At 64.5% G+C, this 290-nt stretch carries 1 protein-coding gene; it reads right to left on the reverse strand.

The window, feature by feature from the left end; genetic code table 11:
* Nucleotides 1-198, reverse strand: a 198-nt coding sequence (locus tag EN807_RS34675; RefSeq protein ID WP_135938103.1) for an efflux RND transporter permease subunit, incomplete at its 3' end; no start/stop codon positions are given.
* Nucleotides 199-290: the final 92 nt, after the last annotated feature.

Below are 290 nucleotides of genomic sequence, written 5' to 3' on the forward strand. Positions count from 1 at the left end.
CGGCGTTGCCACCGTCGCTGCGACCGTCTGGGCGTCGGCGCCGGGATACTGCGCGCGAACGACGATCGTCGGCGGCGCGATCTCGGGATATTGCGCGACCGGCAGCTGGGTATAAGCAATCCCGCCGAGGATCAGCAGGACGATCGAAACGACCGATGCGAAGATTGGGCGGTCGACGAAGAAATGTGCGAACCTCATTGCTGCAACCCGGCGGTCTCGGCCTTGGGCGGCAACGTCACCATCTCGACCTTCACCTTGGTGCCAGGCCTGGCGTGCATCAGCCCTTTGAC

The organism is Mesorhizobium sp. M5C.F.Ca.ET.164.01.1.1 (assembly GCF_004792125.1).
In the GTDB taxonomy this organism is placed as follows: domain Bacteria; phylum Pseudomonadota; class Alphaproteobacteria; order Rhizobiales; family Rhizobiaceae; genus Mesorhizobium; species Mesorhizobium wenxiniae.